Raw genomic sequence first — 23,509 nt, 5'->3', positions numbered from 1 at the left:
GTATTCGAAACCCAGGAGGCAATCGTCGAAGCCTGCTGCAGCGCTTGGAACAGCCTGGTGGCGCAGCCAGATAAAATAACCTCAATCGCAACACGGAGCTGGGCAAAACAGGTCAATGCTTAACGCCGTTGGTATAAGACGCAGCGACAATCGTACCAGCGGTTCCCATGGCGCTCGCGATGACGATCTGCGACGGGCCGCGCAACGCGCTGCACCCGTTATTGATCGCATTCGCCGCGTTCGCCCACACCGTGGTGCTGGTGCCGGGAATGTTGTCGAACACTTCCGGCGTGAACCCCGGAATGGTGATGGTGAGGCGCCAGCTGCTCGCGGCCGAACCGGCGGAAATCGTCGCCACGATGTTATTGCCGAGCGTGCCGGTATACTTCGCCGTCAGCGTCAACGCCGAAAGAATGGTGACGCTAGCCTTGGTATCCGTGCCGTCCGTCGCGCGCACACAACGGAAATTCTGCGCCCCCTGCTGCACCGCGATCGCCGTCGCCGTGCCCATGTCATACAGGCGCGGCATCACCGGACCAAAAGCCGCCGCATAATCCGACATATCGCCAATCACCGTGGCCGCCCCCACTGGGCCCCACGTCGCCGTGCCGACAATGCCCAACACATCCGTCGGCACGCCATTCAACAGACTCGTCGAAGGCGGAACAATCACGACATAAAGATCAGGCACAATCAACGCCGTGGTGTTGAGCGTGCCACTTTGAACAATCGGCATGGAGGATTCCTTGCAACAAAAAAGGAAGCGGAAGGCTACTTTTTGTGAACCAAAAGTAGCAAAAAAACTTTATGACGCTGGGCCTGGGGCGTGGTGCCTACACAGCCCATGACCCAGCATAAAAGAAGTTTTTGCGCCGCTTTTTTTAAAAAGCGGCTGCTTTCTCTATCCTTTTTTAATCAATCGTAATCGACGACAGCACGATACCGCCCTGCATCGTCCCGCTCGAGGATTTCAGCCAGACGGACAGGTAGTAGGTCCCGGCCACGTTCGGGGCGCAGGCGTAGGCGGAGATTGCGGCGCCGCTCTCGATCAGGTTGGCCCCGTTGCCGCTGCTGCCATAGGTTACGCCGCTTTCGCCGCTGGTGGGGATGGTGGTGGGCGCGGTGGCGGTCCAGAACAAATGCGCGGTATCGCCGCTGGTGGTGTCGGCGGGCGAGAGGGTGAATTGCAGCGGGATCGAGCTGGCCGGCGTACCGCCGGCTGCGGCGCCAGTGGTCGCGGCGGTATAATTCGCAGCCGGGGCGTAGCTCGGATTGATGCCCCAGCTGTAGGTCGACCCGTACGTGTTGGTGATGGTCGGCGCGGCGTTGCTCGCACTAACGGTCACCGCGGCGGAAACCGCCTGCACGCTGGCGCTGCCAGTCTGCTCGGCCCAGATGTAATAGGTGCCGGCGGTGGCAGGGGTCAGGCTGGCGCTCCAGGTGCCGGCCGTCACCGTCGCCGCGGTCCATGACGTGGGCGCCACGATCGCGGAGCTGGAAAGTCCCACCTGCACGGCGGTTCCGCTCGGCGTCACGGTTCCTGCCAGGTCGAGCGCGGTGCCGACCGTGCCGGTGGTGGGCGGGCTGGTCAAAGCAATCGCACTGGCCGGCGCTCCTGCTCCTGCAGCGGCCGTGGCCAAGGCCTCGATGGCGGCGAAGAAAAACGCGGTCGCGCCGGGCTGGTTCACCGGCGGCGTGGGAGAAAATACCATGGAGGTTCCTTCAACTGTGGAAAGCGGCGATCACGCCGAGGTCAATGCGATCCCGAACGTGGCGGTTGCCGAGGCACCGCTGCCGGTCACGGTCACGGGCGATCCGATCGGCATGTTCACGCGCCAGCCGGCGCCCAGAAGCAGATTCAGGTCATAGTTCGCCGCCACCGCGACCGTCCCGAAATTATCGGTGATGGCGCAGCCCCGGCCGATTTCCGTGAGTGGCTGATCCGCCCAATATTCCCCCGGCCAGGGATAGAACAGCCGGCAGGCGCTGGCGGCGTTCGTGGGCGCCCGCGCCAGCGTTAGGTTAAGGTGCGTCGCATCCAGCCGCGCACAGGAAACCGCCTGGATGATCGAACCCGGCGCGGTGATGCTGCCGCCGTCCATGACAGAAAAGCCCACCCCCTGGGCCGGCAGCGGCGCATCGGTGCCATTCGGCGAACTCAGCACCGGCACCACCAGATCAGTCCCGCCCTCATGCTGGATGGTGATCACCACCGTCGTGCCCGAAAGCGTGGCCGCGACAATTTGAGGCCCGATCCCGCCCCCGAGAGAAGCCGGCAACAGCGACGTGGCCAAGCCGTTGCTGGCCAGGATCGCGCGGGCCACGGCCAAGGAACCGCGCTGGTACAACGCCACATTATCCGCGGCGGCGCGATGGCCGGGATTCGGCGTCCCGGTGCTCTCAACGCCGGTCGCAGCGTTCCAGTTATCGCCGCGGGTGATGGAATCGTAGGTCTGCGGCACCGCCCAGACCAGATTGTTCGCAGGCACCGCCGCGAGCTCCGCCCAGGCCTCGCGCACCATGGCCGAGCCGGCGGGCGTGCCATAAGGCGGCCCGAACAGGGCAAGCGGCATCCGTGCTGCGGTCTTGCCGAAGGCCGTGCGGATCTGCCCGAAATCATTCAACAGCGCCGCTTTATAGACCGGCTTGTCCGCATAACCGAGGCCGCCGCTGCCGCTGAACGCGGTCAGCGCGCTATCCGTCTCGCCCCAATAGATGATCCCAGCCAGCGTCTGCGCCTTTTCTGCTCCCGTCAGCGCCGTGATCCAGGGGATCATGGCGGCGCCCTCTTCTGTGTAACCGGCAGCACTCGCTGCCGGAGCAGAGTCCCCGCCATAGGTGAGGAACGAGCCCCATCCAGAAACGCCGGCATAAACGCCCGCGCCGCCAACATCCGAGGCGGGACCAGAGAATTTCGCCGGCGTGCCGGTGCCCCCGAGATAGGCCGAGACGGCCTGCGCCATGTTCAGTAGCGCCCCGTCCTGGTCATTGGCATAGACCGCATTGCTTTGGCCGTGACCGAACAGGGAAATGTTCGAAAGCCCGCTGGCCGCCCCCGATCCCGCCCCGCCGGTGGTGTTCGCCGTCGTCAGGACGAGACCCGGCCGCACCAGCAGCAAGCGCCCCGAGGTGATTATGTTATCCGTCACAGCGCCGCGTACACGGTCGGCGTGCTCCCATAGGCGCCCTCGCCCCCCGGCACGTAACCTTCCAGCGCCTCACTGATCATCAGCGCGCGCCCTTGCGCCAGCAACGTGCTCGGATGTTTCACGCACAGGCAGCGCATGACGGCGCCGGCATGCTCGATGCGGCGCTTGATGTAATCCGCGGTCAGGTGCTGCGTCATGGTGCCGCCACAACCAGCATCATTGCGTGTCTTTGCTCCATCTCACCTCCCCCTCGATCGTTGGCATGCTACAGGCAGGGGCTCAGAAAGAAGAAAGTGGCCGCTTTTTAAAAAAAGCGGCGCAAAAACTTTTTGCTATGCTGGGCCATGGGCGTCGTCGCCGACAGAGCCCATGGCCCAGATTAAAAAAGTTTTTTTGCTTCTTTTTGTTCACAAAAAGAAGCGCTTTCCTTCTCTTCCCCTTCGCTCCCCTGATCAGGCTCCAGCAGCGTCAGCGTGCCATGGTGGCGGCCGACATTGATTTCGGCGGTGAAGCGCGCCACACCGCTCGGGTCGGTCCATTTACGCGTCAGCAGCTTGCCTTCGATGTAAATTTTCGCGCCCTTGCGCAGATTTTTGGCCGCGACCGCGCCCAGCGCCTCGTTCATGATCACGACGCGGTGCCACTCGGTGTGCTCCCGCCAGTCGCCGGATTTTTGGTCCTGCCAGCTCTCGCGCGTGGCGACGTTTAGCGTCACCACCTTCACGCCGCTGCGTTGCGTGATGCGGATTTCCGGGTCCTTGCCGAGGCACCCGACGATGATCACCTTGTTGACCGAGCCCATTTCGCTGTCCTTTTCCCTCACGCGCGCGGTTTGGGCGGCGGCGCAATAATCCAGGCGCGCGCGTGGTGGGGCGCACAGAACGAGCTGCCGGCGCGACCCACCGGCGCGTCGCAAAAAGTCCAGGGCGCGCCTTCGCTGGTCACCCATTGGCAGGTCTGCGGCCGCGGTCCCGGTTCGAACGGAATGTCGGGAACGTTCAGAATGTCTCGCACCGAGCTTTGCGCCGGCGCGGCGGCGACCTGTTTAACCGGCGCGATCCCCAGCCGTTGGCGGCCAAATTGCGCGAGCGTGTTGCGGTTGAGGCCGAGCGCCGCCGCGGTCACACCCCAACTTAAGCCGGCCGCGCAATTGGCGCGGATCACCGCGATCTTATCCCCCGTCCAGTCGATTTTCGCGCCCATCAGCTTCGCCCCCGCGGCGAAATGTCTAACAAAACATTAGATGAACCTAAGACCGAGGCGCAGCTCAATCGCTCTGGCATGGGCCAAGCCCCTCCCCTGAAACCGGATATCAATTCAATTATTTTTTCTTGATTGAATCAAGAAAAAAAATGCGCTAAGCCTGTCGATACGAGCTTTCAACGAGGTATCGGAGGAATTCACATGAACAAGTTGCAGCACCGCAGAATGTCCTGCGAAAATCTCGCGCAAATCGCCGAAATCCTGGAGCGCGAGCGCGGCCTCAACAACAAGCAATTGGCCGAAGCGCTGGGCGTCTCCGACGCGGTCTTCAACAATTGGAAAATGGGGAAGAACTATCCCGATCAGTACGCAATGTGCCAGCTGCGCCGCTTATACGGGGTCACTCTGGACTGGATATATTGCGGCGATCCGTCGGGCCTGCCACAATGGATTCACCGGCATTTACGATTGTCTTAGCCGTCGCCTCAAAATCCTCATCGATCTTGTGCGCGATCTTGCCGAGGCTGCGGCTCACCACCAGCAGCGAGGTGGCGGCGACTGGGGTCACGCCCGAGACGGCGGCATTGCCGAGGATTTCCAGAATTTCCGACAAACCGAACAGATCTTCAACGATTTTTTGATATGTTTGTGCCACTGAAAGCAACCTTTCGTTGAATTAATTTTAGGGAACTCTTCCGAAAAGATATTTATCGTTAATCGTTTCGGTGAAAAATCAATTATTTTTTCTTGATTTAAACTATTTTTTCTTGATATATGGCGCCCCGTTCAGGCGATCTTTAGGGAGCCGCGACGATGCCTGTCAGAAATTTAAACGTCTCCGATCATGGCGATAACAGGAGCGCGCACCCGCGCAGCGCCGGCGATCGTTTCGCCACCCTGCTCGCGCAGAATGCGCGCATCGCCCAGGTGCTCAGCACCGCCAAAGCCGCGCTCGAGGCGATCGGCTCACCCGAATATTTCACAGCACCAGGCTACGACTTCGCCGACGTCACCTTCGAGCTCGACGCCATGTCGCCGCGCACCGACGCCGCCGCGCAACGAAAAGTGCAGGACTACGCCGACGAGAAAGACGCCGAAGACGCGCGCGACGCAGCAGCGACGCGGGCGGATTTTTTGCGCGACCGGCGCCTCACTGAATGAACCCCACCGCGCCCCCAATCACTCAAGCACGCGCCATTTTTGCGCAGGCGGTTTCACGCCCTCTCGCCCCAGGAGCCTCGCAAATGGCCAAACCTATTCCTTCAAAGTCGCAAAAAATATCGTCAAAAACACGCAAGGTGAACGCATCACCAGGCCCGCCCGGCACAAAACCTCACCCCTGGCGACAGCTTTGGGCCTGGCGCTGATCGGCTTTGCCGTGGCGGCGCTGCTCGCCATGGTCAAGGTTATGTCGCCATGAGCCCTTGCAGCGCAGAAACCTGCCCGGTCTGCGCCGGACGCCGGCGCTATACCGTGCGCCGCAAGCTGCTGGTCGCCAGTTGGCTGGGCGGCCATTACGAGATCACACGCGGAACCGAAATCCGCTGCGACGCCTGCGCCGGCACGGGCGTGCTCGTCCGAGACAAGCCCGCGCCGGCGGCACAAAAATCCGCCGCCCCGCGATGAGATGAACCTGCAAGACAAGCGAAAGGGAAGGCTACTTTTTGTGAACAAAAGGTAGCAAAAAAACTTTATTTATGCTGGGCCATGGGCGTTGTCGGGGACAACGCCCATGGCCCAGCATAGCCAACAGTTTTGTGGTCATGCCCCCAACCATCCGTCAGCCTCATTTGACTCAACGTACAAATACTTTAACAATACGCATATCGAAACGGCTTTGCGCAAGATCATTCGGAAGATTCTGCCTGACAAGGGAGGGCTCTACCTCTATCTCTAAAAACAAATTCGATTTTCCCCTGAATTTTTCTAAAAATACCCCGTCTTATACACTCTCAGCGTATAGCCTTAATAACAGAGACAAAAACACGAGGCAGCCTGAAACCATGCCCTACGCATTCCTCATCACAAGCCAGGGGGCCTCCCCCCGTATTCTGGACCAAACGTCCAATCTAACGGGCCGGGGCCTCTGCAATCAAGCCTACGCCACGCGCAAGGAAGCCAGCCAACTGGTGGCCCGCGTGAATGCCATGGCCGAACAGGAAGGCCGCACGGAACGCCACAAGGTCACAATCCTGGCCCCTGGCACACGCTACTATGACCGCACCAGCCAGAGGCTGGAGGTCGTGAAATAGCCACCCCCTATGGTTGCCACGACACGGGGCGGAAATCCGCCCTGCATGGTGACTGCCATCCCCTCCCCATATCCCTCGGAAACAACTCCATGAAATTGAAATTCGCCGGCACGGACAACGACTCCCGCCGCGTCTACTACAAAGATGAATCTAATCTTCTCTATTGTTTCGAGGACGTTTCGCGCCGCGGCCCTATCGCGTTCCGCTTTATGCTCTGCACTGGCGGGGGGAGGCCTCTAGGTGCATCTAAGATTCAGCCCCTGGAACTGAATGCTCTCCCCCCGCCTAGCGATACCGGCCGCACTGCCGAGAGTTTCCGTGCTTGGATCGCCGCTGGTGGCGCTATCCAGGAATCCGGGACTGAGACCCCGGCCTCCCTCTCCCCCCGCCCTAACCCCGCCTGAAGCGGCCAATGGCCAGCCACATGTCCTGCGCCATACGCCAGCCACGTGGATGGCCCAGGCGGGCGTGTCGATGTGGGACATCGCCTGCTTCTTGGGTCACGCGATTCTGGAGATGGTGTCTCAGACCTACGGCCATTGGAGCCCAGAATTTCTCCAAAATGCCGCTAGAGCCCTTGGCGAGGCCTTTGTGTTCACCTGAACATAAGGGCACTGTGCCAATCGGCCTTTCGACCTTGCTAAATGCTTAATTTTGCTGGGAAACTTTGGTCGGAGTGAGAGGATTCGAACCTCCGGCCCCTGCGTTCCGAACACAGTACTCTAACCAGGCTGAGCTACACTCCGATGCGCGACCCTATAGCCAACGAGGGCCGGGGCCGCAAGATCCCTGATGAAATTAACTCGCCCAAAATGCGCCCGTGCGCAAAAGCCATATTTTTCAACACGTCCTAGCCAAAACCGTAAGTTTTATAGTAAGTTCCCCCGCATGTGCGAAATTTGCTCCCTTGGGCGCCGAGGTTTTGCCAAGCTGGCGCTCGGCTTGGCCGCCATCGGCCTGGCCGCGCCGGCGCAGGCCCGTCTCGTCACTAAAAATCTCCCTGTGGTGATGATCGACCCCGGTCATGGCGGCATGGATCCCGGCACGATCGCGGCCGATGGCCTGTTCGAGAAGACCATCACCCTCGCCACCGGCCACCTGCTCTATCGCGCGCTGTCACGCACCGGCCGCTATCGGGTGGAGATGACCCGCTCGACCGATGTGTATGTGACGCTGGAAGGCCGTGTCGCCGGCGCCACCGCCGCCAAAGCGGACCTGTTTCTCTCCTTGCATTGCGACCACCTACCGGAAGCGGATCTTCGCGGCGCCTCGATTTTCACCCTTTCCAGCACCGCCTCCGACCGGCTGGCGGCCGGTGTCGCGGCCGATGAGAACAGCGCCGATCGTTTTGCCGGGCCGCATTTTTCCGGCGTGTCGCCGCAGGTCGCGGGCATTCTCGCCAGCCTGGAGACGCGCGCCACGCGCGTCGGCTCGGCGACCCTTGCCCAGGATATCCAGCGCTCCTTCACCGGCGTCGTGCCGCTTCTGCCCGACCCGCACCGCAGTGCCAATTTCGCGGTGCTGCGCGATCCCTCGACCCCCAGCGCGCTGATGGAGATGGGCTGCCTGTCGAACCCGCTGGACGAACGGCTGTTGCGCAGCCCGTCGCACCAGCAACTGGTCGCGGACCGGCTCACGACGTCGATCGACGCCTATTTCGCCAACTATTCCGGCGGCAGAGGCCTCCGGATGGCGGGTTGATCGGCACGTGAATGTAACAGAAGCCTGTCCGGAAATTTATATGGCGATTCTCGCAGGGGGCCGGACAGGATGCTAAGGACCGCTCATGTCTGATCCGAGAGAACCCTTCAGCGCCGGTGAGCGCTTAAGCCCGGCCCGCCGCGATCCGCCTCGGCAGCCCCCCAGGCAACCACCAAGCGGGCCCGGGAATGGCCGCAAGCCGCGCAAGCACGGCTTCCTGCGCACGCTCGCCGGTTTCTTCGTGTTCGGCCTGTATCGGCTGGTTTTCGTCGGCATCGTCGGCGTCATCATTGCCGGCGCCGTTGGTTTTTTCGTGTTCAGCTCGGGCCTGCCCAGCGTCGACTCGCTCAAGCACTATCACCCGCCCCTGGAAAGCCGCATCTACGCCAGCAATTTCCAGCTGATGTCGGAACTCGGCACAGAAAACCGCGTCTATGTCCCCTACAACCAGATCCCGCCGCTGGTGGCGGAGGCGTTCATCGCCGCCGAGGACCGGCTGTTCTGGGTGAATCCCGGCATCAACCCCTTCGCCATCGCCCGCGCCGCCGTGACCGACGTCATGATGCTTGGCTCCGGCCGCCGGCCGATCGGCGCCTCCACGATCACCGAGCAGGTCGTGAAGAACATGCTGCTCGACAACCACATCACCTTCGCCACCAAGATCAAGGAAGCGATCCTGGCGATTCGCGTCAGCCAGGTGATGACCAAGCAGCAAATTCTGACCCTGTACCTGAACGAGATCTTTCTCGGCAATAATTCCTACGGCATCGCCGCCGCGGCGCAGGCTTATTTCGACAAGCCGCTGAGCCAGCTGGACATCGCCCAGGCCGCCTCGCTCGCCGCCCTGCCGAAGGCGCCGACCACCTATGATCCCTTCCTGCACCCGCAGGACGCCCTGCAGCGGCGCAATTTCGTGATCTCGCGCATGCGGGACGACGGCGTCATCACCGCCGCCCAGGCTGCTGCCGCCACCGCCGAGCCGCTGCTGCCGCGCGCCGGCGGCACGCCGCGCACGGTCCCCGACGCCGGCTACTTCGCCGATGCGGTGCGCGCCGCGCTGGCACAGAAATTCGGCGCCACCCCCGTCGCCGAAGGCGGGCTGATCGTCCATACCAGCCTCGATCCCAGGCTGCAGGAAGCCGCCACCGAGGCGGTGCGTGACGAGCTCGAGCGCTATGACCACGTCCATGACGGCTGGCACGGCCTGGTGGGCCATAGCGACGATTCTGACCTGACCGCCAACTGGCAGGCCGACCTCGCCGCCCAGGCGAAGCCGTCCGGCATGCGGCCGGGCTGGCAGCTCGGCATCGTGCTCGAAGCCGCCGGCAGCGCGGCACGGATCGGCTATATCGATGCCGCCACCGACCAGCCGCAAATCGGCGCGCTGCCGCTCAGCTCGATGCTCTGGGCGCGGCCGAAGATCCATGATTACCTCGGGCCCCGCCCCACCGCGGTCACGGATGTGCTGCATCCCGGCGACATCATCATGATCTTGCACGACACCACCGATTCAACAGGCGCGCCTTCGCGCGACAGCAACACGGTCGCGCTGGAGCAGATCCCGCTGATCCAGGGCGCCCTGCTCTCCATCGATCCACGCACCGGCCGCGTGCTCGCCATGGTCGGCGGCTGGAGCCACAATGTCAGCCCGTACAACCGGGCGATCCAGGCGCAACGCCAGCCCGGCTCCTCGGTCAAGCCTTTCGTCTACCTCACCGCCATGGAAAAGGGCATCCAGCCCGATGCCCCGGTGCTCGACGCCCCCTTCGTGCAGCAGATGCCAGACGGCACCGTGTATCGGCCGGGCAATTATGAGGATACGTTCGAGGGGCCGGTGCCGATCTTCCATGCGCTGGAACAGTCGCTCAACCTCGCCACCCTGCATCTCGCGCGCCAGATCGGCCTCGACAGCATCGCCAAAACCTTCGAGAGCTTCGGCATCGTTGACCAGATGCCGCCTTATTACCCCTCGGCGATCGGCGCCATCGACACCACGCTCTGGCGCATGACCACCGGCTATGCCGAGCTCGACGACTATGGGCGGCAGGTCACGCCGACCCTGATCGACAGCGTCACCAATCCCGACGGCTCGATCCTGTATCAGGCGCCGAACCAGAACTGTGCGAACTGCGTGAACGGCACGCCGGACCAGCCGCCGGTACTCACCACCTCTGGCGCGCAGCTCGCCGACCCTGACAGCGTGTTCCAGATGATCACGATGATGCGCGGCGTGATGCTGCGCGGCACCGGTCAGCCGGTGGACGCCGGCATCAGTCAGCCGGCCGCCGGCAAGACCGGCACGACCAACAACTTCAACGATGCCTGGTTCATGGGCTTCACCCCCGGCATCGTCACCGGCTGTTGGACCGGCTACGATACGCCGCACAGTCTCGGCAACAACCAGACTGGAGCCGAGGTCTGCGGCCCGATCTGGAACGCCTACATGAAAGTGGCGCTGCAGGGTCAACCTGATCTCGACTTCGCGGTGCCCTCTGGCGTGACGCTGCAGCAGAGTAGCTTCAATGGCCAAACGGTGACCGAGGCCTACAAGGCCGGGCAGACACCGGGAGCGCAGTCCAACAACAACCTGCTGGCCGGCCAAAATGCGCTGACCGCACCGGATAGCGGCGCGGCTGCCATGCCGAGCACCCCCGGCGGCGCCGTCCCGACGACGGTCACCGCCCCGGCCCAGCCCGCCGGCGGCAATCTCGGTGGGCTTTATTAAGTAAGGAAGCAGCCGCTTTTTAAAAAAAGCGGCGCAAAAACTTCGTCTATGCTGGGCCATGGGCGTCGTCTCCGACACCGCCCATGGCCCAAATTAATAAAGTTTTTTTGCTACTTTTTGTTCACAAAAACTAGCCTTCCCTTTCCCTTCCCTGAGATCACTCTATCAATCCGCGTCTCCCGCTCGTATATGCTGCCTCATGTCCGCAGAATCAGATCAGTTAAACGAGCAGATCGGCCGTTCGGTCGCCCTGCTGAGGAGGCATCTTTGACTGGGATGCCGCAGTCCTAAAACTCGCCGAACTCGACGCCCGCGCCGAGGACCCCTCCCTCTGGAACGACGCCGAAGCCGCACAGACCGTGATGCGTGAGCGCGGCCGCATCGCCTCGCTGGTCGACGGCGTGCGCGCGCTCGAAGCCGAAACCAAGGACACGCTCGAGCTGATCGAGATGGCCGAGGCCGAGGCCGACGCATCGATGGTGGCCGACGGCATCGCCACGCTGCAGCGCCTGGCCGAGCAGGCCAAACAGCGCGAGATCGAGTCTCTGCTCTCCGGCGAGGCCGACGGACGCGACGCCTTCATCGAAATCAACGCCGGCTCCGGCGGCACCGAGGCGCAGGACTGGGCGCAGATGCTGGCGCGCATGTACACGCGCTGGGCCGAGGCGCGCGGCTTCAAGGTGGAAATCCTCGACGAATCCGAAGGCGAACAGGCCGGCATCAAATCCGTCACCATGCAGATCACTGGTCCCAACGCTTATGGCTGGCTGAAGACCGAATCCGGCGTGCACCGCCTGGTGCGCATCTCGCCTTTCGATTCCGCCGCCCGCCGTCACACCAGCTTCTCCTCGGTCTGGGTCTATCCGGTGGTCGACGACACCATCGAGATCGAGATCAACCCGGCCGACCTGAAAGTCGACACCTACCGCGCCTCCGGCGCCGGCGGCCAGCACGTGAACAAGACCGAATCGGCGATCCGCATCACGCACATCCCGACCGGCATCATCGTCGCCTGCCAGACCGACCGCTCGCAGCACCGCAACCGCGCCACCGCGATGAACATGCTGAAGGCCCGCATGTACGAGATGGAACTGCAAAAGCGCGAAGCCGCCAGCGCCGCCAACGAGGCTGCCAAAACCGATATCGGCTGGGGCCACCAGATCCGCTCCTACGTGCTGGCGCCCTACCAGCTGGTGAAGGACCTGCGCACCAATTACGAAACCGGCAATCCCGCCGCGGTACTCGACGGCGGGCTCGACCCATTCATGGCAGCCTCCCTGGCCGCCCGCGTCGGCGCCACCCGCTCCGATGCCTCGGCCATGGCGGATTAAAAGAAAGCAGCCGCTTTTAAAAAAAGCGGCGCAAAAATTTTTGCTCTCCTGGGCCATGGGCGTTGTCACGCGATTGTCTTAGCAGCTACGCGCCCCTCCCGGTCATAACGGCTCATCGTCCAATATCCCAAAACCAGACATTGATCATCAGCGCTTTAAGCGCCGCAGGAGCCAGAGGCTGCCGATTGCGAAATCGGACACAATGACCTCAAGCTTTATCGCTCTGCCGGTTGACGCCACGAACCAGGAGCATGCCTTAAATAATTTTCGATAGAACCGCCTAAGCTTAATCGCGTTGAAGATTTATGCGATCACCGCCTGGTGCGCTGAGCAGTAGAGAGGATGGCGTCAAGATTTCGTGAAGCGATGTCGAGCACCAGGGGATCGCCACTAACCATCAGCGCTGCGATCGTCCCGTCGATCAACAGCAGCACTTGGCGTGCCAGCAGTGGCGGTTCGGCATAGCCGGCCCTGCCGGCCAAATTGCCCAACTTTGCGAGAATCTCGCGGTGATGCGCGCCGGCGAGTTCGCGTAGCCAGGGTTCCTCCTTCTGATGCTCGGCGACCGCGTTCATAAAGGCACAGCCATAGAACCGCTCTCCGGAAAACCATGTTTTCAGGGCGGGGATGATGGCGCGCAACTGCGCCGCCGGATCGGCACCGACGGTGCCGAGCTGGGCAAAGAAGCGTTCGCGCCATTCTTCCCCCTCTTGCAGAAGTACGGCACGCAGTAGCCCTGTTTTTGAGCCGTAGCGCGTATAGAGCGTCATTTTAGAGGCGCCGGCCTCGCTCAGGATCCGATCGATTCCAGTTGCGTGGATGCCGTCGCGACAGAACAACTCACGCGCGACCTCCAAGATGCGCGCCTGCGGCGAAGCCAACTCAGCCTCCGGCCCGCTCAGTGCCGACGCGGACAGCATTTTGCCCATTATATAGCCCCTTTTTGCATAATTTAGATTGAATTACGGCCTTTACTTTCGGTTTTGGGGAGTTTTGAGGTAATTGTAGGCATAGCGCGAAGGCGTTCTAACAGAAATTGTACGAAACTTCATAGCCCTGGTCATTATTTTGGCGGCTTTTTAGCGGCCGCCAGACTTTGGCACGGCAGTTGCACTACTGGATATCAGGCAAGACAGACCGTTCTGTCTATTCGCCGGCCATCGGATTTGAAAGATACATCATGAGCGGAGCCCCACGCTTGTCTGCATCAAACGATCGCACAACTCATGGTGCGCCAACGCGCACTCGTCTCATCCATCAATGACAAGTTCGTATTGGAAATAACCGTGGATTACATTCCCCCCCTCGAATTGACGATCTCGATGCTCGATAGTGGCATAACGAAAGCGAAGCTTGGTGTCTCCGACATGCTGATCCGCGGCGCGTTGGCCGGTGCCTTCGTGGGATTGGGCATCATGGTGGATGCTGCCGCCGGGGTCCTGAGCGGCAACGGGCTGGTCGGCGCCGTGCTGTTCCCCTTCTGCTTTGTCCTGATCACGCTTTTGAGCCTGGAATTTTTCACCGGCAATTGCGCGCTGCTGCCGTTTGCCGCCTTCGCGGGGCGCGTCAGCCTGGGTCAGCTGCTGCGCAACTGGGTGTTCGTGTATATCGGCCACCTGATCGGCGCGCTGACCTGCGGCGTTCTCTATGCCGCCGTCAGCACGAAATTTTTTACCGAAGCCCCTGACCCGGTCGGCGCCAAGGTGATGGCCATCGGTGTGGCCAAGGTGTTGCCCTATGTCCATGCCGGCGCGGCCGGGTGGTGGACCGCCTTGGTCAAAGGCGTGTTCGCCACCTGGATGGTTTCCATCGCCGCCGTGATGGGCCTCGTCTCCCGCAGCGTGATTGGCAAGGTCGTCGCCACCTGGCTGCCGATCATGGCGTTCGTGGTGATGGGCTTCGAGCACTGCGTGGTGAGCATGTTTGCCATCCCGACCGCGATCATGCTGGGCGCGCCGATCACCGTCAGCCAGTGGCTGATCTGGAACCAGATCCCAGTCACCATCGGCAACATTATCGGCGGTGTGATCTGCACCGGCCTGGCGCTGTATGTGACCTACAAGCCGGACACATCTAAAACCGAGGCTTCGGCCCCCATGACTGTCGCCGCCGAATAAGCGGGCAAGCCTTCTACCAAAGAGGGCAGCGGCGACGCTCCGGCTAACTCCTACGCGAATGCCGTCTAAGACTCTGCATGGTGCCAAGAGCTACGGGGATATTCGGGACGGGAGTCGGCGCCGGTTTGTGCCCCATCTCAGACGTACACGCGTGATTCGGTGCATTTGGAAATGCGGACACAGGCACCGGAAACTTCGTCGCCCTTTGCGGATCGCGGGGTGCGTTTCTCGGTAGACGACTTCAGGACCAGCTACTCGAGCCTGAGCTCCGCCCGGTTCCTGTGGCGGACAAGACGTTGTCCCGCCGGCACGAAGCCCAGCAGCCGTACGGAGGTTCTTGAGATCTGACGGAGCCAAAAAATAACGCGCCGCTATGCCGAAACCATGGAAAGCGCTCGGCATAAATAGTCAGGATCACTGATGTTCAGTCTGGTACCAAAATGGTGATGCAGATGCATCCGCGCGTTAAACCAAGGAATATGATAATAGACACACAAATAATTTTCGGAATTTGGCGATGGAACGTTTACCTGTCGTGCGGCCCAGTTCGGGCGAATTATCGCGAGCCATGATTGACGACGCCAAAATGCGGTTGCCTGATGAACCGGAGCGGTCATCCGCCTTTTGGCGAAGCCAGGAGATGCTGCTGATCCAGAATGTGATGGCGCAACTCAGCAAGGGGCTGGTCCTTGATCCGCTTCTGCGGGAAATGCTGCATCTATTGTCCGAAATGCTCGGCCTGAATCGAGGGCGGATCATTTTTTATGATCCCACAGCAAAGATCTATCGCATTCGTCATTCTTATGGTCTGACAAAAGAGGAAGTCGAGCGCGGCAGATATGCTCTCGGCGAGGGCATCACGGGTCATGTGCTGGCGAATGGCCAATTGATTATTGTCCAGAACATTCACACTGAACCGACATTCCTGGCGCGTGCGGTCCAACGCCACCGACTGCCTGCCGAACCCGTCTCCTTCATCGCCGTGCCGATTACGCTCGGGCACAAGACCATCGGCGTTCTGGCATGCCATCGGATCCGCCATCGCAATCGGCCGCTTGCAGACGATGCGATGATCCTGCGCACCCTTTCGGCGCTGACAGGCCAATTGCTGCAGCTGAATGAGGCGTTGCAGGAAAAGACTAGGGCGCTTGAACAGCATAACGATCTTCTTGCCCGGGCGCTGGCAAATGCGACGGCCCGTTATGGCATCGTCGGAACATCGCCGCCGCTCTTGCGTGCCATCGCCGCGTTGGAGCAGATCTCGACGGCGAACGCGAGCGTTCTGCTGCTTGGCGAATCCGGTACGGGCAAGGAACTGTTCGCCCGTGCGCTGCATCTTGCCAGCACCCGCCGCGATCGTCCCTTCATCAATGTGAACTGCGCAGCGATCCCTGATACGCTGATCGAGTCCGAATTGTTCGGCCATGAACGCGGCGCCTTCACCGGGGCAAATGACGCGCGGGCGGGCTGGTTCGAGCAGGCCAATACCGGCACCATCTTTCTCGACGAAATCGGTGAGATGCCGCAGACGATGCAGACAAAACTCCTGCGCACGTTGCAGGAGGGCACGATCAGCCGGCTCGGCGCCAAACGTGAGACCAAGGTGGATGTCCGACTCGTAGCGGCAACAAATCGCGACCTTCAGAAAGAGGTCGTCCAGGGGCGGTTTCGCGAGGACCTATTCTATCGGTTGAATGTCATTCCAATCAAGTTGCCTTCCCTTGCCGATCGCCTTAGCGATATTCCCTTACTCGCAACGCATTTCGTGAACCGCGTCAATCAGGCGAACCGGCGGAACGTGAATCTGACGCCAGACGCACTTGAGCGGTTAAAGGATCATCCTTGGCCCGGTAACATCCGTCAGCTGTCGAACGTCATAGAACGCATCGTTCTGTTTGCGGATAAAACGGTCCTGAACGGCTGCGATATCGAGGCCATTCTATCAGCTGACGCGCCAACCGCAGGCCCGGTTCCCATCGTGCAGGACGACCGGGGAACAGGTTCGCTACCATTCTGGTCTTCTCGCCCTTATACCGCTTCGGATTCCCACTCGGTCACGGACTTGCGAGATGCTGTCATGCGATGCGGCGGGAATAAGTCTCGCGCGGCACAATTGCTAGGCCTCACCCCCCGCCAATTTTCTTATCGCTGGCAAAAGAGCGGTCTGGGTCGCCGCTGAGGTTTGCTTCCTTTGGCGACATTGTCGACATTGTACACCCTCTTGAGACAGGGGCGAGGTCCCCCCATCGGCATGTGGAAGTTCGCTTAGAGCCAATATCTCTCGATCATTCCTCAGCTTTTTTTGGCACGGTTGTTGCTCCAATCAAACCAGGACGGCCTTGGCGCTCAAGGCACCTGGAATTGAAAGGAACACAACTGTGACCGAGCCGAACACCGTAAAAACTTATCTCCGGCCGATCGACCGTGACGGGTTGATGGGATTCGCCGAAATGGGCCGAAATAATCCGGACCGTCGTGGGACCAATCATGTCCACACTGTCGTCGAAGGGCAGTACCGCACCCTCAGCTATGTGGGCAAACATGCCCCGGTCGTCGTCGACGAACCGCTGCACCTGTTTGGGCAGGACACTGCGCCGGCGCCGGGCGAAATCGTGCTGTCCGCACTGGGCGGGTGTCTGGCCGTTGGCATCACCGCCGTGGCGACTTGGAAGAATGTGAAGCTCACAAGCCTCGAGCTGTTCCTCGAAGGTGACATCGGCAATTCCGCCGCTTGGGGCGCGGGCGGCGCGGCCAAGCTTCCCCCCGAAATGGGCTTTCAGGCGATCCGCGTGAAGGTTGCGGTTGAAGGCGATGCAAGCCGCGAAGCGTTGGATGAAATCGTGCGGATCGCAAATTTCTATTCCCCTGTTGCGAACTCGATGCGCAATCCGATCCCCTTCGAAATCGGCCTCGCCGACTAAATCTTACGTCTCCACTTCGCCTAATTCCGCTTCTCTTGAATATCGAGGTATCCTAACCATGACAATCGCAAGCTCGGTGCAGGCGCCACTCGAACGCCAATGGCACGATGCATCGGTGATTGAACAGGTCACAGTGATCGCGCAAGGCCCTCTGCGCGCGGCGGTCACGGAAATCGATCACGGTCATTATCCGCGAGAAATCATGGCGGCGCTCGGCGAGGCGGGGGCGCTCGGCGTTCATCTCAACCGTCACGGCGGCAGGCTCGGCCTTGCCATCGCCGCGATGCAGGCGGCTAGCCGGGTGTGCGGGTCGACCGGCTTCCTGATGTGGTCGCACGATGTGTGCGGCCTTTATCTGGAAGAATCGGCCAACCCCGCGCTCACCGGCACCGTCCTCGACAAGCATGCCCGCGGCAAAACCCTGGGTGGCACGGCCTTGTCCAACCCGATGAAGGCGCTGTCCGGCATCGAGCCGATGCTGTTTCGCGCCCGCAAGGCGCCGGGCGGCTATCGCGTCAGTGGCTCGCTCCCCTGGGTCAGCCATATCGGGCCGGGCCAGTATTGCGGCGCGGTGGCTGCCGTCGAGCGCGACGACGGCACGGTGTCCCATGAGATCCTTTTCATCCTGCACTGCGATGAGCGGGTCGAGTTACGCCCGTGCCCGCAATTCTCCGGCATGGAGGGGACGAGCACCTGGGGCGTGCGCCTCGCGGATTATTTCGTCGCCGAGGCCGATCTTGTCGCCGACCCGGCACGACCGCTGATCGCGCGGATCCGCGGCGCTTTCATCCTGTTGCAGACCGGCATGGCGCTCGGTGTCGCGCAAGGCAGCATCGATTCGATCCTGGAGGTCGAGCCGGTGCTAGGCCACGTCAACCAGTTCCTCGGTGACCGCCCCAATGAACTGTGCGCCGAATTGGACGAACTCTCGGCCCGCGTCATGGCACTCGCGCAAACACCTTATGACGGCAGCCGCGATTATCTCCTCGATGTGCTCGACGCCCGCGTGCAAGGGGCCGAGTTCGCGCTCCGGGCGGCACAATCCGCTCTGCTGCACCAGGGCGCGCGCGGCTATCTGATGACGTCCGCGCCGCAACGGCGCATTCGCGAATCGCATTTCGTCGCCATTGTCACGCCGGCGATCAAGCATCTGCGGTGGGAAATGGCGAAACTCTCCCGTGAGGAGCAACCCGCATGAGCGCGGCGATGGCGGAAGCGGCTGCGGCCGAAGCGTGGCGCAAATTTATCTGCCGCCCCTGCGGCTTGATGTATGACGAGGAATTGGGCGATCCGGATAGCGGGCTCGCTCCCGGCACGCGGTTCGAGGACATTCCAGATGACTGGGAATGCCCGATCTGCGGCGTGAAAAAGACCGATTTTGAACCTTATAATGCCCGCGAAGCCGCACCGGCGCTTAAACTGCCCGTCCTGCGGCAACGCAAGCCCGGCATCGTCATTGTCGGCGCCGGTGTCGCCGGCTGGGCGGTCGCCGAGGCGGTGCGCGCCCTGAACGCATCGACGCCGATAGCGCTTGTCACCGGCTGCGACGGCGTAGTCTACAACAAACCTGAACTCTCGGTCGCACTCGCCCGTGGGCGGACGCCGGCCTCACTCTCCCGCGAAGCGGGTTCCTCCATTGCCGAGCGCCTCGGCGTCCGGCTGTTGACCGACACGATTGCGGTCGGCATTTCCAACTTCCGCCGCGAACTGCGCACGACGCGCGGCACGATCGCCTATTCCCATCTCGTGCTGGCCCATGGCGCGCGCCCCGCATCGCTGCCATCGCTGCCCGCATCCCTTTGCTGGAGCATCAATCATCTGACCGCATGGTCCGGACTGTACAAACAATTGGCGGAGGGCGCGAAAAGCATCGCCATCGTCGGTGCGGGCATGGTGGGCTGTGAACTGGCCGAGGATTTCGCCCGTGCGGGGCACAGCGTCACATTGCTCGACCGCGATACCGCCCCCCTGGCCGCGCTGCTGCCGGAGCCCGCTTCGGCGCGGATTCAACGCGGCCTCCGAGCGCTCGGGGTCCAGTTCGTTGGCCAGGTCATGGTGGCTGGCGTGGTTGGCGGCGCTGATGGCAGAAAGCAAATCGCCACGGCCTGCGGCCAGGCTTTCGATGTCGACATCGTCGTCGCCGCGACCGGGCTGGTCACCGAAAGCCGGCTCGCGCGCAATGCCGGTCTCGCGTTCCACCAGGGCGTTGCCGTTGATCCCGCGACATTGAGGACCAGCGCGCCGCACATCTATGCGCTGGGCGACTGCATCAGCCTTGACGGTCGGCCGTGCCGCTTTATCGAGCCGATCGCTAAGCAGGCAGAGACCATCGCCCAGGATATCCTGGAACTGGGGCATGCCGGCTACAGCCATGCGCAGCCGGTTATCCGGCTGAAGACGAAATCGGCGCCCGTCATGCTGCATGGCACCCCGCATGCTGAGGCGACCTGGCGCACCCTCCGCGACGATGCGACCACACTCGTCATGGAACAATGGCGCGGTGGTGAACGCACCTCCACGCTTTCCATATAGCGTATCCCCAACCCGTTATTTTTATCTCGATACAATGGAGCATTTCATGATTACCGACCGTTCGGACGTCACCACCCTGATTCGTGCCGCGAAGGTACGCAAAAACCTCAAATGGGCCGACATCGCCAAGGCGGTCGGCCTGAGCAAGGAATGGACGACCGCCGCCTGCCTCGGCCAGATGACCTTCACCAAGGCGCAGGCCGAGATCGTCGGAGAATTTTTCGAACTCTCCGACGAAGCGGTCGCCTGGCTGCAGGTGACGCCATATAAGGGCTCGCTTCCGAGCGCCGTGCCGACTGATCCGTTGATTTACCGCTGGTACGAAATCGTCTCGGTTTATGGCACCACGGTCAAGGAACTCATTCACGAAGAGTTCGGTGACGGCATTATGAGTGCGATCGACTTCTCGATGGACATCCAAAGGGAGGCCGATTCCAAAGGAGATCGTGTCAACGTCACGATGTCCGGCAAGTTCCTGCCTTATAAAAGCTATTAGAGCGTGGCCGCTCCTCTGTTGACGCGCTGTCGCGCGGTGATTCCTATGCCAATCGTCAACTGTAGCAGAAAAAATGGGTCGGTCACATCTCGGACAACACCTTATTGAAAATTTGCGGTAGAGCCGCAATTCCACCGTCTTCAGCTTGCTTGAGGGACCTGCTGTTCGGGCCACCTTTTGACAAACTGCGAATAAAGACTCTTTTCGGGAGCTTTGCTAACAGAATGACCTTCAAGAAGCTGACAAGCGATTTTGTGGTTTCGGCGCAGATCGTGGAATCGGAATGGCTGGCAAAGCCGGAGCCGATCAAGGCGGCGGGCTGATCATGGACTTTCTTCACATTGGCCTGGGCGCCGCCTCGGGCGTGCTGGTGGGGTTCACCCTCGGGCTGGTCGGCGGTGGCGGTTCCATCCTGGCGGTCCCGCTGATGGTTTATCTGGTCGGCATCAAAAACCCGCATGTCGCCATTGGCACCAGCGCCTTCGCGGTCGCCGCCAACGCCGCCATCGGGCTGTTGAACCACGCCAAAGCCGGCAATGTGAAATGGCGCTGCGGCGGCCTGTATGCCGCGGCAGGGATTGCCGGCGCCGTGCTCGGGTCGAGCGCCGGCAAGGCGTTCAATGGCCAAAAATTATTGTTTCTGTTCGCATTCATTATGGTTCTGGTCGGCGTTCTCATGCTGCGTGGCCGCAGGAATGTCGGCATCCCAGGTGCTACGTGCAACCGCGAGAATGCCCAAAAAGTTTTCGGGTTCGGCGTTGGAACCGGATTGTTCTCCGGTTTTTTTGGCATTGGCGGCGGGTTTTTGATCGTGCCTGGCCTGGTTGGCGCCACGGGTATGCCGATTTTGAATGCTGTCGGCACCTCGCTGGTCGCTGTCACCGCCTTCGGGCTGACCACCGCCCTTAACTACGCGTTATCAGATCTGGTCGACTGGAATCTAGCCCTGGTGTTTATCATCGGCGGGATCGTCGGCAATACGTTCGGCACCAGGATCGCCAAACGTCTCGCCAGCAGCACCGGCCGGTTAACTACGGTTTTCGCTGCGCTGATCTTCGTGGTCGCCGGCTACATGATTTTCCGCAGCTTGCCAGCGCTGCTTTAAACGTGGTGGCAGGATGCCGGTAAGCTCCATTTCATCCCCCTCAAGCCACTCAGAAACGTTCGGGCGCTCAGGATAAAGTTTGTTTTGTTGTCTAATTATTGGCGAATAATGGCGAGTGACAAAGTGTTCCACCCCAAACACGAGACTGGCTTCTTTTAAAGGTGAATACGGCATGAACAAAGGCATCGCGGATACGCTACCTCGCGTGGACCAAAACTCCTCCTCACGGCCTCGGGTCCATGGGTTCTTCGACCGGCGGACCTACAGCGTGCAATATATCGTGAGCGACCCGGTCACCTATCTCTGCGCGATCATAGACCCAGTCCTCGATTACGACGAGAAATCGGGTTCGACAGCGACGACGTCGGCGGACGCCATCCTTGAATATGTTCGGACAAACGGGCTCACCGTCGCGTGGATTCTGGACACACACCCGCATGCCGACCATTTTTCGGCCGCCGCATATCTCAAGGAGAGCACCGGCGCACCGACCGGGATCGGCGAGCATGTCGTCGATGTTCAAAGAATCTGGAAGAATCTCTACAATTTGCCGGAAACGTTTCCGACGGATGGCTCTCAGTGGGATCGTCTCTTCGCGGATGGCGAGACATTCCGGTTGGGCGAAATAGAGGGAAGGGTGATGTTTTCACCAGGTCACACCCTTGCCTCGATCACCTATGTCTTCGGTGATGCGGCCTTTATTCATGATACGCTGTTCATGCCTGATAGCGGGACTGCGCGTGCCGATTTTCCCGGTGGTAATGCGCATTCTCTTTGGCGAAGCCTCCAGAGCATTCTCGCCCTGCCAGATCAGACGCGGCTTTACACTGGACATGATTATCAGCCCGGCGGCCGTGTGCCTGCTTGGGAGAGCACCGTGGCCCTGCAAAAGGCTGAGAACGCCCACATCCGCGGGCAGGACGAAGCGAATTTTATAAAGTTGAGGACGGAGCGCGATAGAACCTTGCCGATGCCGAAGTTGATGCTCTCAGCATTACAGATCAATATCGCCGGAGGGGGGCTTCCGGAACCAGAGAGCAATGGGCGCCGGTATCTCAAAATACCCCTCGATGCCTTCGAAAATTCTGTCTGGGGCTGAACGATACGAAGACCCGTTTGCATGTGGGCCGAGTTTACCAGGTATCAAATGACCTTCAGGAAAATGACAATGGATTGCCGCTTTACGGTCGAGGCTGTGTAAAAGTCTTCGCCCCGATCGTTGCGTAGAATCTTGTTCTTGAAAGCGTCCACTTTAGAGTTTCGCACAACATTAGTTTCTCTGCTATCCGGCGACATAGGAATGGGATTCTCTCGACGTCCGTCGATGCCGAGTTTTTACACAGCCTCGGTCGAAGGCTGTCGTCGGCAATTTCCATAAAAGATCGTCTGCTTATCGCTGTTTGACGCCCGAAGCGGACCGGCTGCTCCCGGCCCGGTCCAGCCATGGTATGGCGCTGATAGCGCCCAACTCCGTCACTCGTCAGTAGACGCAAGCTTCCCGTAAGCGGACATGCCGCCCGAGCACTCCTATGGCTGAGAAGGTGGATTTCTGCCTGACCGGTTTTAGGTCGGCAGCGTGCGGACATCCGACGCATGGCCGAGACTTGCCGAGAGGCGAATGGGCAGCGTTAGATCAGGCGCACCTAGCACTACTTTGGCAGATTTTATTGACTGCGGTTGTTTTTAGGATTCCCGAATCGGCTCTTGAGTGATTCATGGGTGGTCGGCATTGGCGAGGCTGACCATGGTGCGCCCGGGACTGGATTGGACCGAAAAGCTTGATCGTTGGCTTGAGCCGTTCGTGCAGGCCCTTGGGCATAGTACGCGCCGGCGGATGCCACAATACGCCTCAGCACTTGGCAAGACCGCCAACTGCCAGTCTCTTGTTTCGGTGACCCTGGCCTCGCGCGAGGCGCCGGTGATGGTTGGTCTTCGGCTATTTCTGCCGGAGAGTTGGACCGCCGATCCCGAGCGCAT

The 23,509-nt window shown here is 60.9% G+C and carries 25 protein-coding genes and 1 tRNA gene; 17 read left to right on the top strand and 9 right to left on the bottom strand.

Features of this window, described 5'->3' with window-relative positions; all coding sequences use genetic code 11:
• Positions 1-112: 112 nt before the first annotated feature.
• The 6 genes from VGG47_RS09325 to VGG47_RS09300 all read right to left on the bottom strand — a co-directional run bounded on the left by VGG47_RS09325 (position 113) and on the right by VGG47_RS09300 (position 4,352).
• Entirely contained in the window at positions 113-736 is a 624-nt protein-coding gene (locus VGG47_RS09325) for a hypothetical protein (protein WP_331537759.1), read from the bottom strand.
• A gap of 175 nt (positions 737-911) precedes the next feature.
• Positions 912-1,712, bottom strand: a complete 801-nt coding sequence (locus VGG47_RS09320; RefSeq protein WP_331537757.1) for a hypothetical protein — start codon at positions 1,710-1,712, stop codon at positions 912-914.
• A 30-nt stretch (positions 1,713-1,742) separates the two neighbouring features.
• The gene (locus VGG47_RS09315; RefSeq protein WP_331537755.1) at positions 1,743-3,149 is read right to left on the bottom strand and encodes a hypothetical protein; all 1,407 of its coding nucleotides are present in this window, start codon (positions 3,147-3,149) and stop codon (positions 1,743-1,745) included.
• The gene (locus VGG47_RS09310) at positions 3,146-3,346 is read right to left on the bottom strand and encodes a hypothetical protein (RefSeq protein ID WP_331537753.1); all 201 of its coding nucleotides are present in this window, start codon (positions 3,344-3,346) and stop codon (positions 3,146-3,148) included. The genes VGG47_RS09315 and VGG47_RS09310 overlap by 4 nt, the downstream gene beginning before the upstream one ends.
• Positions 3,347-3,528: 182 nt before the next feature.
• Positions 3,529-3,951: a single-stranded DNA-binding protein gene (gene ssb / locus VGG47_RS09305; protein ID WP_331537751.1), complete on the bottom strand. Its 423-nt coding sequence runs from the start codon at positions 3,949-3,951 to the stop codon at positions 3,529-3,531.
• 17 nt (positions 3,952-3,968) lie between these two features.
• A complete protein-coding gene (locus tag VGG47_RS09300) occupies positions 3,969-4,352 on the bottom strand; it encodes a hypothetical protein (RefSeq protein ID WP_331537749.1) in 384 nt (127 codons plus the stop codon).
• Between the two features lie 201 nt (positions 4,353-4,553).
• Between VGG47_RS09300 and VGG47_RS15650 the strand changes: the two genes are divergently transcribed.
• Complete coding sequence (locus VGG47_RS15650) at positions 4,554-4,829, top strand: helix-turn-helix domain-containing protein (protein ID WP_408841810.1); 276 nt, start codon at positions 4,554-4,556, stop codon at positions 4,827-4,829.
• On the opposite strand, the gene VGG47_RS09295 is transcribed toward VGG47_RS15650, so the two are convergent.
• Complete coding sequence (locus VGG47_RS09295) at positions 4,753-5,007, bottom strand: hypothetical protein (protein ID WP_331537747.1); 255 nt, start codon at positions 5,005-5,007, stop codon at positions 4,753-4,755. The genes VGG47_RS15650 and VGG47_RS09295 overlap by 77 nt on opposite strands.
• Positions 5,008-5,165: 158 nt before the next feature.
• Here VGG47_RS09295 and VGG47_RS09290 point away from each other — a divergent pair, with 158 nt between their 5' ends.
• From VGG47_RS09290 to VGG47_RS15645, 4 genes are all read left to right on the top strand, one after another.
• Entirely contained in the window at positions 5,166-5,513 is a 348-nt protein-coding gene (locus tag VGG47_RS09290) for a hypothetical protein (RefSeq protein WP_331537745.1), read from the top strand.
• Between the two features lie 255 nt (positions 5,514-5,768).
• A complete protein-coding gene (locus tag VGG47_RS09285; RefSeq protein ID WP_331537743.1) occupies positions 5,769-5,978 on the top strand; it encodes a hypothetical protein in 210 nt (69 codons plus the stop codon).
• A 377-nt stretch (positions 5,979-6,355) separates the two neighbouring features.
• Positions 6,356-6,604, top strand: a complete 249-nt coding sequence (locus tag VGG47_RS09280) for a hypothetical protein (RefSeq protein WP_331537741.1) — start codon at positions 6,356-6,358, stop codon at positions 6,602-6,604.
• A 270-nt stretch (positions 6,605-6,874) separates the two neighbouring features.
• Positions 6,875-7,207 (top strand): tyrosine-type recombinase/integrase, encoded by a 333-nt coding sequence (locus VGG47_RS15645; protein ID WP_408841807.1) that lies wholly within the window; start codon positions 6,875-6,877, stop codon positions 7,205-7,207.
• A 65-nt stretch (positions 7,208-7,272) separates the two neighbouring features.
• On the opposite strand, the gene VGG47_RS09275 is transcribed toward VGG47_RS15645, so the two are convergent.
• Positions 7,273-7,350 (bottom strand) — tRNA-Pro (locus VGG47_RS09275).
• 196 nt (positions 7,351-7,546) lie between these two features.
• Here VGG47_RS09275 and VGG47_RS09270 point away from each other — a divergent pair.
• The 3 genes from VGG47_RS09270 to prfB all read left to right on the top strand — a co-directional run bounded on the left by VGG47_RS09270 (position 7,547) and on the right by prfB (position 12,361).
• Positions 7,547-8,305 carry an N-acetylmuramoyl-L-alanine amidase family protein gene (locus VGG47_RS09270; RefSeq protein WP_331537739.1) on the top strand — a complete coding sequence of 253 codons (759 nt, stop codon included), beginning with the start codon at positions 7,547-7,549 and terminating at the stop codon, positions 8,303-8,305.
• A gap of 85 nt (positions 8,306-8,390) precedes the next feature.
• On the top strand, positions 8,391-11,030 hold the full coding sequence (locus tag VGG47_RS09265) for a penicillin-binding protein 1A (protein WP_331537738.1): 2,640 nt from the start codon (positions 8,391-8,393) through the stop codon (positions 11,028-11,030).
• 199 nt (positions 11,031-11,229) lie between these two features.
• A protein-coding gene (gene prfB, locus VGG47_RS09260) for a peptide chain release factor 2 (RefSeq protein ID WP_331537736.1) occupies positions 11,230-12,361 on the top strand; the annotation gives its coding sequence in 2 pieces (ribosomal slippage) (positions 11,230-11,298 and positions 11,300-12,361; 1,131 coding nt in all).
• Positions 12,362-12,672: 311 nt separating this feature from the next.
• Here the strand turns inward: prfB and VGG47_RS09255 are convergent.
• On the bottom strand, positions 12,673-13,290 hold the full coding sequence (locus VGG47_RS09255; RefSeq protein WP_331537734.1) for a TetR/AcrR family transcriptional regulator: 618 nt from the start codon (positions 13,288-13,290) through the stop codon (positions 12,673-12,675).
• 357 nt (positions 13,291-13,647) lie between these two features.
• Between VGG47_RS09255 and VGG47_RS09250 the strand changes: the two genes are divergently transcribed.
• The 9 genes from VGG47_RS09250 to VGG47_RS09205 form a co-directional block, all read left to right on the top strand.
• Positions 13,648-14,478, top strand: coding sequence for a formate/nitrite transporter family protein (locus VGG47_RS09250; RefSeq protein WP_331537732.1), 831 nt, complete (start codon positions 13,648-13,650; stop codon positions 14,476-14,478).
• Between the two features lie 517 nt (positions 14,479-14,995).
• Positions 14,996-16,657, top strand: a complete 1,662-nt coding sequence (locus VGG47_RS09245; RefSeq protein WP_331537731.1) for a sigma-54 interaction domain-containing protein — start codon at positions 14,996-14,998, stop codon at positions 16,655-16,657.
• A gap of 199 nt (positions 16,658-16,856) precedes the next feature.
• A complete protein-coding gene (locus VGG47_RS09240; RefSeq protein ID WP_331537730.1) occupies positions 16,857-17,399 on the top strand; it encodes an OsmC family protein in 543 nt (180 codons plus the stop codon).
• 58 nt (positions 17,400-17,457) lie between these two features.
• Entirely contained in the window at positions 17,458-18,597 is a 1,140-nt protein-coding gene (locus VGG47_RS09235; RefSeq protein ID WP_331537729.1) for an acyl-CoA dehydrogenase family protein, read from the top strand.
• Complete coding sequence (locus VGG47_RS09225) at positions 18,594-19,931, top strand: FAD-dependent oxidoreductase (protein WP_349256823.1); 1,338 nt, start codon at positions 18,594-18,596, stop codon at positions 19,929-19,931. The genes VGG47_RS09235 and VGG47_RS09225 overlap by 4 nt, the downstream gene beginning before the upstream one ends.
• A 46-nt stretch (positions 19,932-19,977) precedes the next feature.
• On the top strand, positions 19,978-20,427 hold the full coding sequence (gene cynS / locus VGG47_RS09220; protein WP_331537727.1) for a cyanase: 450 nt from the start codon (positions 19,978-19,980) through the stop codon (positions 20,425-20,427).
• Between the two features lie 325 nt (positions 20,428-20,752).
• Positions 20,753-21,532: a sulfite exporter TauE/SafE family protein gene (locus VGG47_RS09215; protein ID WP_331537725.1), complete on the top strand. Its 780-nt coding sequence runs from the start codon at positions 20,753-20,755 to the stop codon at positions 21,530-21,532.
• A 172-nt stretch (positions 21,533-21,704) separates the two neighbouring features.
• Positions 21,705-22,631 carry an MBL fold metallo-hydrolase gene (locus VGG47_RS09210; protein ID WP_331537723.1) on the top strand — a complete coding sequence of 309 codons (927 nt, stop codon included), beginning with the start codon at positions 21,705-21,707 and terminating at the stop codon, positions 22,629-22,631.
• Between the two features lie 609 nt (positions 22,632-23,240).
• On the top strand, positions 23,241-23,509 hold a 269-nt coding region (locus VGG47_RS09205; RefSeq protein ID WP_331537721.1), incomplete at its 3' end, for a transposase.

This window comes from Acidocella sp., assembly GCF_036489515.1.
Taxonomy (GTDB): domain Bacteria; phylum Pseudomonadota; class Alphaproteobacteria; order Acetobacterales; family Acetobacteraceae; genus Acidocella.
This window is presented reverse-complemented; position numbering and strand designations above follow the sequence as displayed.

What these genes read in the sequence shown, in the direction of transcription:
- VGG47_RS09245 (WP_331537731.1), top strand. Translation starts at nt 14,996, where the DNA reads ATGGAACGTTTACCTGTCGTGCGGCCCAGTTCGGGCGAATTATCGCGA.
- VGG47_RS09280 (WP_331537741.1), top strand. Translation starts at nt 6,356, where the DNA reads ATGCCCTACGCATTCCTCATCACAAGCCAGGGGGCCTCCCCCCGTATT.
- VGG47_RS09320 (WP_331537757.1), bottom strand. Translation starts at nt 1,712, where the DNA reads ATGGTATTTTCTCCCACGCCGCCGGTGAACCAGCCCGGCGCGACCGCG.
- VGG47_RS15650 (WP_408841810.1), top strand. Translation starts at nt 4,554, where the DNA reads ATGAACAAGTTGCAGCACCGCAGAATGTCCTGCGAAAATCTCGCGCAA.
- cynS (WP_331537727.1), top strand. Translation starts at nt 19,978, where the DNA reads ATGATTACCGACCGTTCGGACGTCACCACCCTGATTCGTGCCGCGAAG.
- VGG47_RS09325 (WP_331537759.1), bottom strand. Translation starts at nt 736, where the DNA reads ATGCCGATTGTTCAAAGTGGCACGCTCAACACCACGGCGTTGATTGTG.
- VGG47_RS09255 (WP_331537734.1), bottom strand. Translation starts at nt 13,290, where the DNA reads ATGGGCAAAATGCTGTCCGCGTCGGCACTGAGCGGGCCGGAGGCTGAG.
- VGG47_RS09210 (WP_331537723.1), top strand. Translation starts at nt 21,705, where the DNA reads ATGAACAAAGGCATCGCGGATACGCTACCTCGCGTGGACCAAAACTCC.
- VGG47_RS09225 (WP_349256823.1), top strand. Translation starts at nt 18,594, where the DNA reads ATGAGCGCGGCGATGGCGGAAGCGGCTGCGGCCGAAGCGTGGCGCAAA.
- VGG47_RS09235 (WP_331537729.1), top strand. Translation starts at nt 17,458, where the DNA reads ATGACAATCGCAAGCTCGGTGCAGGCGCCACTCGAACGCCAATGGCAC.
- VGG47_RS09310 (WP_331537753.1), bottom strand. Translation starts at nt 3,346, where the DNA reads ATGACGCAGCACCTGACCGCGGATTACATCAAGCGCCGCATCGAGCAT.
- VGG47_RS09265 (WP_331537738.1), top strand. Translation starts at nt 8,391, where the DNA reads ATGTCTGATCCGAGAGAACCCTTCAGCGCCGGTGAGCGCTTAAGCCCG.
- VGG47_RS09290 (WP_331537745.1), top strand. Translation starts at nt 5,166, where the DNA reads ATGCCTGTCAGAAATTTAAACGTCTCCGATCATGGCGATAACAGGAGC.
- VGG47_RS09300 (WP_331537749.1), bottom strand. Translation starts at nt 4,352, where the DNA reads ATGGGCGCGAAAATCGACTGGACGGGGGATAAGATCGCGGTGATCCGC.
- ssb (WP_331537751.1), bottom strand. Translation starts at nt 3,951, where the DNA reads ATGGGCTCGGTCAACAAGGTGATCATCGTCGGGTGCCTCGGCAAGGAC.
- VGG47_RS09285 (WP_331537743.1), top strand. Translation starts at nt 5,769, where the DNA reads ATGAGCCCTTGCAGCGCAGAAACCTGCCCGGTCTGCGCCGGACGCCGG.
- VGG47_RS09215 (WP_331537725.1), top strand. Translation starts at nt 20,753, where the DNA reads ATGGACTTTCTTCACATTGGCCTGGGCGCCGCCTCGGGCGTGCTGGTG.
- VGG47_RS15645 (WP_408841807.1), top strand. Translation starts at nt 6,875, where the DNA reads ATGCTCTCCCCCCGCCTAGCGATACCGGCCGCACTGCCGAGAGTTTCC.